Here is a 7,481-nt window from a genome sequence, read left to right on the forward strand (position 1 = left end):
TTTGGAGGAAGTCAAAAGTGAAAAGGAAAGATTTTATAAGAGAGTTAATAAAGAAAGTAAGAGAAGAGAATATAGATAAGGCGATAGATTATTGTGAAGAGGTAAATTCGCCGATGGGACATGTAGTGGCGGCGGGAGCAACAAAATTTGCGCTTGCGCTAGAAAGCAAGATTTCTACTAAATGATAAAACTGGAGAGAGTGAAAATAAAACATTTGAGATCGGTGAATTTATTATTGGGTTTCCTGATCTTGATAGCTGGATCAAGTATCGTTTCCCATTCTCCGGTGTCTCTTTACGATTTAATAACAGGATTACAAGTTTCTGACTTTTCAATAACGTGGCCTAGAATAAGATTTTTCATAGAGCCTCTTTATTCTTTTGCATTTTATGTGTTGACTATAGATAAAAGTTTTTATAAACCTGTCCTAATTTCATGGACTGTATGGGTTTTAAGCGCTACGCTGGTATGTTGTTTGCTAAATAAAAGAAGTGTCAGACAAACTATAAACAATTTGTTTTATTTACTTATGATTCTTTTTACGATATTTTTTGCGGTAGCTTTAGTTCCCATTCCTGGACCAAAACTCGAAAAGCCTGAAGGATACATTGCAATAGATACGCATTCTCACACGTTGAGGTCTCATGATAATGTCGCGCCGGCGTATATAAGTTTAAAAGCTCATTTGTGGCAAGGTTTTGACGTTTTTTTTAACACAGAACACGGACATACAAAAGGATTTGCCGCGTTTCCGGAAAATATAAAATATAAAACAGTTTATCCGGGAATGCAGATACAAACAACTGACAGAGTGTCTGTTGTTCTTTTGTCGCCGAAAGAATTTGATGGTAAAGATTATAAAGACATGACTTTGGCTGATATTATAAAAAAAGCTCATGAAAACAAAATGTTTGTGATTATGCCTCATTGGTGGAAGTGGCGCAGGCACACTTTTGCAAATCTTAGGGATTTTGGTATAGACGGTTTTGAGATATATAATTGTGGATATAGAAATTTTGATAAAGTAGAACAGAAAGCTATGATAAACTTTGCAAAAGAAAATAATATAGCAATGTTTGGCGTTACAGATTGGCATGGCTGGGGATATATGTCTGATGTGTGGACTGTGGTTAAAGGCAGGACTTCTGAAAACATAGAAGAACAAATTGCAAAAAAATCTAATACTAAAGTAATCCTATATCGCCAAGAGCAGTCTGGGTCAATTATGAGGTTTATTTTCGAACCGTTTTCTGCTTTCTATTATTATGTAAAAAATGCAAACTTTAAATATCTTATATCGTTTATGTTTTGGATTATACTTGTTTTCTTGATTTTAAAGAGTAGTTTTTTTAAATACGTAAAAAAATATTTACCCGTTGTTATGTCGGCAATTTTTGCAGCAAGCGCAGTTTATTTTTACGCAATTGTAAGAACTGTTTTGGATACAAATACAATAGTTATGGAATCAATTGTGCCTTCTTTGATAGGGTTTTGTTTGTTATGGCTTATTTTGTGGAGGAGTAATGACAAGATCAGCTTGTAAAAGGAATATTTTTATTGTGTTTGTCTTGTTTATCCTAGTACAATTTGGTTTTTGTGAAGATATAAACAAAAAAAATAGCATAGATCTGTATGTAGTCGCTAAAGACGGTAAAGCGTATTATATAAAAGTTCCTCTCAGTCTTACCGATAAGGAAGGAAAAGCGCTTATTGAAAAACAAATAAAAGCCGATAGTAATCCATACTTAGGATTTGTGGCTAATTTTGCAGATGGTTTAGGGTTTGGAGCGGCAAGCACTTTAAAGGGCGTTGTGAAAGTTGCCACTAACGCAGTAAAGAACTTATTAAATCCTTCAAATCCTGAAAATCTGAACGCAAAACAGGCATTTTACATAGGGCGGGATAAGGCAGGGAATCTTATACGCTCTTATGAAGAAGCGCATTCAGGGTTAGCGTTTGGCGCTCAAGTGTTAGGTAGTTTGCCATACTTGCTTATTCCATGCGGCGCTACAACAAAGGGGGCGTTGGTTGCAAAAGGTGGCGCGCTGTTATCAAAAAGCGGGGCGCTAACAAAGTTAAGAACCGTTGCTAACGCAATTTCAAAAAACCAGTTAGCAAAGACAGTCGCAAGTGGCGGGATATGGGGGGGATTGTATGGCGCTGGCAGAGGGCTTAGCGAAACAGATACTGGCGCTTTGCTGAGCAGTACAGTTGTTAAAAATATGTCACGAAAAGCGATAACCGACGGCTTGAAAGGCGCTATTGCAGCTCCTATATTTGGCAGGATAGCAAAAGGCGTAGGAAGAGTATTTAGCAAAAGCGCTAGAGCGAAAAAGTTTGTAGAAGATGTTGGCGAAGCTAAAGTCGCGGAAGCGTTAAAAAGAGATGTACCGTTACTTGATATAGCCGACAGACGAGTTTTGTCTACCGCGCAACAGGCTAGACTAAGAAATGTAAACGCTAGACAAATAATAGAAGATTATGCGACTGATAGATTTGCTAAACAAAGGGAGAACTTAACAGACATTGTTGACAAAACTTTCGGGAAAGCTAACACGGCGCGGAAAATAGGCGAAATAGAAGCGGCAAGCAAAAAGATATATGAACCGCTTTACGAAGAGGCAAACAAGGTAGGCTCAATAAGCACAAAAAGACAGTTAAGCGAAAGTCAGCTTAAAAGAATGGCTGAGCTAGACAATAAAATAAGAGATTCCGAAGGAATATTAGAAGCTACACAATTTACACCACTTACAAAAAATGAGAATTTACAAAATATAGCAAAAGAGTTGTCCGAATTAAAAGTTGAAAGGGCAGTGCTCGGCAATACGGACATTCTAGCGGACCCTAGAATAAAAACGGCGTTAAAAGAATGGCGCAAACTTTATCCTGAATACGATTATTTACCTGACAACAACGTGCGTGTTCTTCAGGGCGCAAAACAAATGTTGAACGCAACAATTGAAAAAAATGCGGATTCTAAATCGCTATCAAGAATGTACATGCAGTCAAAAGCGCCGCTCGAAGAGGTGTTAAATACACAAGTTCCAGCGTACGCGCAAGCAGACAAAGAGTTTTCAAAGATGAAACAGTTGATAAAAAAAGCCGAAGAGGGCAATCAACTTAGCAGAATGGATTCAACGGAACTTGAAAGAATATCAAAGGAGCTCACTCCCGAGAACAGGTCAGCGTTTCAGGCTGGACTCAGAGAGAATCTTACAAATCAAATAGATAGGAAAGATTTGTATGATAATACAAATTTAGCGTCAAAAGTTTTTAATAACGACATACTTAAAAAACTTAGAACGCTCGGATATGATGTAACAGATAAAGTTAAAGATGAAATTAACGCTGGCAGGAATTTGAGCGAGTTGCTTGGTGGTAGCGATCCCATGCAAAAAAGTTTTGACGCTAAAGCTAGTGATATATTCTCACCAGGTCGGCTTGCAAAAAAAGCATTAAATTTTTTCGGCGCAGAGGCGAGCAGAAATCTTAACAGTAGTAAATATGTACCTGCCGCAGAGGCGCTAACAAATGCGGACTCCTTACGTAAAATAGCGGACATGTATTATAAAACAGATATGAATGATAGAGTCATCGACGGTATAAGAAGATTGGTGGCTATAAATTATCCGTTGTCGCTAGAAGACAAATTGGGTTTTGATGCTAACGATACTTTTAATAGGCTTCATAATCGGACGCGAGACGCGACAGGTAACGAGAAAGCTATAAGAGCTGACAGAGTTGACGAAGACACAGACGATATAGCTGACTGGCTTAGTAAATGTGTGCTTAGAGACGGGACAGGGAAAATTTCAACAGACTTTGATTTTAACGATAAAAAAGATATAGGTATTTCAGAAGGGCAAAGTAAAACCGATGTCGTAAATAAAAGGCAGTTATTAAGATGGCGGAAGATATTATTATCAAATGCGCTAAATGTTTCTCATTCTCAAAGATAAATGTAGTTAACTATGAGGGGTAAAAATTATATGATAAAAAAGCTGTTGCAGTTCATATTTATTGATGATGTTTTAAAAGGAGATATTGCTTTTTTAGAGAAGATTGATTTGTTTCGCGGACTGTCGAAAAGATCTTTAGCAAAAATAGCGTTAATTGTTTTTAAGAAGACATATCTCGACGGAGAGAAAATTTACGAAGCCAATCAAGAAGCAAATGTCGTTTATATAGTCAAAAATGGACAAATTAAACTTACGGGTAAAAATTTAAGCAAAGTTGTTGAATCAGAAGATTTTTTCGGAGAAAGATCTCTTGTTGAAAATAATAAACATGATTTTAGTTCAATTGCTTTAAAAGAAAGTGAACTTTATCTTATTTATCGCGCTAAATTTTACGATATGGCTGAATCCGATAATAAAGCAGGGTTCACAATCATGAGAAATCTTGCTTCTCTACTTGCGGCAAAATTTGACAGTCTGGAGTTACAGGAAAAATAATGACAGAATCGTCAAAAAATAAGGTTTTTGTTGTTGTAATAATGATTTTTCTCGCAGTTTGTTTGTTGCTGTATTCTGCAAGAGAAATACTGGCGCCTTTTCTAGTGGCTGCGTTTATTACATATCTTATATCTCCGCTGGTTGTTAAAATACAATCCTACGGATATAGAAGATGGGTGGGTGTTACGATAATAGCTACTGTTTTAGTGGCGAGCACTGTTGTGATTCTTATAATTTTTATACCGCTTTTAATTAGTGAAATTGAGAAATTTAAGATAAGTTATTTCGATTATTACAAGTCTTTTTCAAATTATGCAGATGTTGTTAGAAATAAAATTGAAACAGCAGCGCCTATCATTAAACGTTATGATGTTTCAGATATAGTTATTGTAAAAATTCGTGATTTTATGCTTCTGAAAGCGCAACAGATACCTGCTTATCTTATGAATATTTTTTCTATTTTTTCAATTATAATTCTAATTCCTATGCTTGTTTTTTTTATGCTCCTTGGTGGGAATAAAGGAATAAATGCCACTGTTGCTTTTTTTCCTTCTTATTACATTGAAACAATACTGTCTATTATGTACGAAATGGATAGCGTATTGGGTAGGTTTATTCGCGGTCAGCTTATAGAAGCTTCTTTTGTGGGTGTTGTGTCTGCAATATTTTTTAGCGCGCTTGGAATCAATTTTGCGCTAATCATCGGTATTATTGCAGGAATTGCAAATATGATTCCTTATTTTGGACATTATGTAGGATTGGTGATTGCCCTCATAGTAGGAGTAATACAATATCAAACTTTTGCCATAGCTTTTAAAATAATTGTGGCTTATGCTACAATACGGTTTTTGGATAATAATTTTGTACAACCTTTAGCGATAGGTCATAATGTAAACTTGGGATCTGTTGCTATGATTTTCGCAATGCTTGCCGGCGCGCAGATTTTTGGGTTTTTAGGCGTAATTTTTGCGATACCTGTGATGGCAATATTAAAAACTATTTTTATAATGCTTGTACAAAAATACAAAAAAGCAACTGCGTAAGCTGCGCTTGTTGTTTGCTAGAGAGGATTCTATGGCTAAAAGAGTTGGCATTATTACTTCAGGTGGGGATGCTCCGGGCATGAATGCTGCTGTTAGAGCTGTTACAAGGCATGGGATTTTTTTGGGGTATCAAATCATTGGTATTAACAGAGGCTTTAAAGGATTTCTTAACGGCGAATTTATAAATCTTACTTCGCGTTCGGTAAGCGGTATAATAAATATTGGCGGCACTATTTTGCATACAGGAAGATGTCCTGAAACAAAAACCAGAACAGGAATGAATAAAGCCGTTAAAGCAATAAATGAACTTGATTTAGGCGGTTTAATTATAATAGGCGGCGATGGTTCTTTGGCTGCGGGTTATGCGTTGTCTAAACAAGGCGTAAAAGTTATAAATATTGCTGCGTCTATAGACAATGATATATACGGCACAGATGAAACTATAGGGTATGATACGGCTTTAAATACTGCCGTAGAGGCAATAGACAAAATAAGAGATACAGCGACAAGTCATGACAGAATTTTTATCGTCGAAATTATGGGCAGAAAACATGGTTTTTTAACTGCCGATGTGGGGCTTGCGGCAGGTTGCGAATTTATAGTAGTTCCTGAAATGAAAGTTGATATTAATAGGCTTGCAACAGAACTCAAAAAAGGAAAAGAAAGGGGGAAAACATCTGAGATTATAGCTTTTGCTGAAGGGTGTGGTTCTTCTGCAGAGTTTGGAAAGAAAATAGAAAAATTGACAGATCTTGAGGTTAGAGTCAGCACACTCGGCTATATACAACGAGGAGGACGACCAACAGCAAGGACAAGAATTCTTGCTTCAAGATTTGGACATTATGCTATGGATTTGTTTCATAATGGAAAAGCTAATGTTTTAGTTGGGATAACTGATGGAGCTCTTTCAGCAATGCCTATTCATCAGGCAATAAAGCATGAAAAGAAATTTGATGGTCAGACGTTTGAGGTATTGAGAGCCTTGTCAGTTTAATTGATTATAATGTAAAATACTCGTACAATAATGTAGTCGATTGTGATAAAGGGAAGAAGATGAACGAAGTATTAGAGAAAATTAAGATCGGAACAAATGAAATTATTTCTGTTGCAGAACTAGAAAAGAAACTCGCTTCGGGAAAAAAATTAAAAATAAAACTTGGCGTTGATCCTACCACTCCTGATTTACATTTGGGACATACTGTTGTTATCAACAAATTAAAAACTTTTCAAGATTTAGGGCATAAAGTAGTGTTTGTGATTGGTGATTTTACCGCAAGAATCGGCGATCCTTCAGGCAGATCTGAAACTCGTCCTATCATGACTGTCGAGCAGATAAAACAAAACACACAAACATACATAGGTCAGGTGTTTAAAATTCTTGACAGGGAAAAAACAGAAGTTGTTTACAATAGCAAGTGGCTTGAGGAACTTGGCATAAATGGGTTATTAAGTCTTGCGTCGAAAAGCACTGTGGCGCAAATGCTTATAAGGGACGATTTTGAAAAAAGATATAAAGAAGATAGACCTATAAGTATTGTTGAATTTCTTTACCCTTTATTACAGGCTTATGATTCCGTAGCTTTAAATGCGGATGTAGAGCTTGGTGGTAACGATCAGAGATTCAATCTTTTACTTGGCAGGGAAATACAAAGAGATTATGGAATTAAAGATGCTCAAATTGTAATTACCATGCCTCTTTTGGAAGGTACGGATGGCGTTAAGAAGATGTCAAAATCTTATAACAATTATATAGCTTTAAACGATTTGCCAAAGGATATGTTTGGTAAGATTATGTCAGTTTCAGATACTCTCATGTACAAATATTATGAACTTCTTATGCAGGCGGATTTAAATGTTGTTAAGAATATGCATCCCAAAGAAGCAAAGTTGGCGCTTGCTCAAGAGATTGTAGAAAGATATCACGGGAAAGAAGGAGCTTTAAAAGCAAGAGAAGAATTTAATAAAATTTTTGCAAAAAAAGATA

Annotated in this window: 7 protein-coding genes; all 7 read left to right on the plus strand. The window is 36.2% G+C overall.

The window, feature by feature from the left end:
- Window positions 1–17 precede the first annotated feature (17 nt).
- On the plus strand, window positions 18–185 hold the full coding sequence (locus LE180_RS01305) for a hypothetical protein (RefSeq protein ID WP_374133690.1): 168 nt from the start codon (window positions 18–20) through the stop codon (window positions 183–185).
- Window positions 182–1,543 carry a PHP domain-containing protein gene (locus tag LE180_RS01310; protein WP_374133691.1) on the plus strand — a complete coding sequence of 454 codons (1,362 nt, stop codon included), beginning with the start codon at window positions 182–184 and terminating at the stop codon, window positions 1,541–1,543. The genes LE180_RS01305 and LE180_RS01310 overlap by 4 nt, the downstream gene beginning before the upstream one ends.
- A complete protein-coding gene (locus tag LE180_RS01315) occupies window positions 1,524–3,959 on the plus strand; it encodes a hypothetical protein (protein WP_374133692.1) in 2,436 nt (811 codons plus the stop codon). Before LE180_RS01310 ends, LE180_RS01315 begins: the two co-directional genes overlap by 20 nt.
- A 30-nt stretch (window positions 3,960–3,989) precedes the next feature.
- Entirely contained in the window at window positions 3,990–4,454 is a 465-nt protein-coding gene (locus tag LE180_RS01320) for a cyclic nucleotide-binding domain-containing protein (RefSeq protein ID WP_374133693.1), read from the plus strand.
- Window positions 4,454–5,497 carry an AI-2E family transporter gene (locus LE180_RS01325; protein ID WP_374133694.1) on the plus strand — a complete coding sequence of 348 codons (1,044 nt, stop codon included), beginning with the start codon at window positions 4,454–4,456 and terminating at the stop codon, window positions 5,495–5,497. Before LE180_RS01320 ends, LE180_RS01325 begins: the two co-directional genes overlap by 1 nt.
- A 31-nt stretch (window positions 5,498–5,528) precedes the next feature.
- A complete protein-coding gene (locus tag LE180_RS01330) occupies window positions 5,529–6,491 on the plus strand; it encodes an ATP-dependent 6-phosphofructokinase (protein WP_374133695.1) in 963 nt (320 codons plus the stop codon).
- Between the two features lie 59 nt (window positions 6,492–6,550).
- On the plus strand, window positions 6,551–7,481 hold a 931-nt coding region (gene tyrS / locus LE180_RS01335; protein WP_374133696.1), incomplete at its 3' end, for a tyrosine--tRNA ligase.

Source organism: Candidatus Endomicrobiellum pyrsonymphae (assembly GCF_020328025.1).
Classification (GTDB): domain Bacteria; phylum Elusimicrobiota; class Endomicrobiia; order Endomicrobiales; family Endomicrobiaceae; genus Endomicrobiellum; species Endomicrobiellum pyrsonymphae.

Excerpts from the sequence above, each read along its gene's own strand:
- LE180_RS01310 (WP_374133691.1), top strand. The coding sequence starts at position 182 with ATGATAAAACTGGAGAGAGTGAAAATAAAACATTTGAGATCGGTGAAT.
- LE180_RS01315 (WP_374133692.1), top strand. The coding sequence starts at position 1,524 with ATGACAAGATCAGCTTGTAAAAGGAATATTTTTATTGTGTTTGTCTTG.
- LE180_RS01320 (WP_374133693.1), top strand. The coding sequence starts at position 3,990 with ATGATAAAAAAGCTGTTGCAGTTCATATTTATTGATGATGTTTTAAAA.
- LE180_RS01325 (WP_374133694.1), top strand. The coding sequence starts at position 4,454 with ATGACAGAATCGTCAAAAAATAAGGTTTTTGTTGTTGTAATAATGATT.
- LE180_RS01330 (WP_374133695.1), top strand. The coding sequence starts at position 5,529 with ATGGCTAAAAGAGTTGGCATTATTACTTCAGGTGGGGATGCTCCGGGC.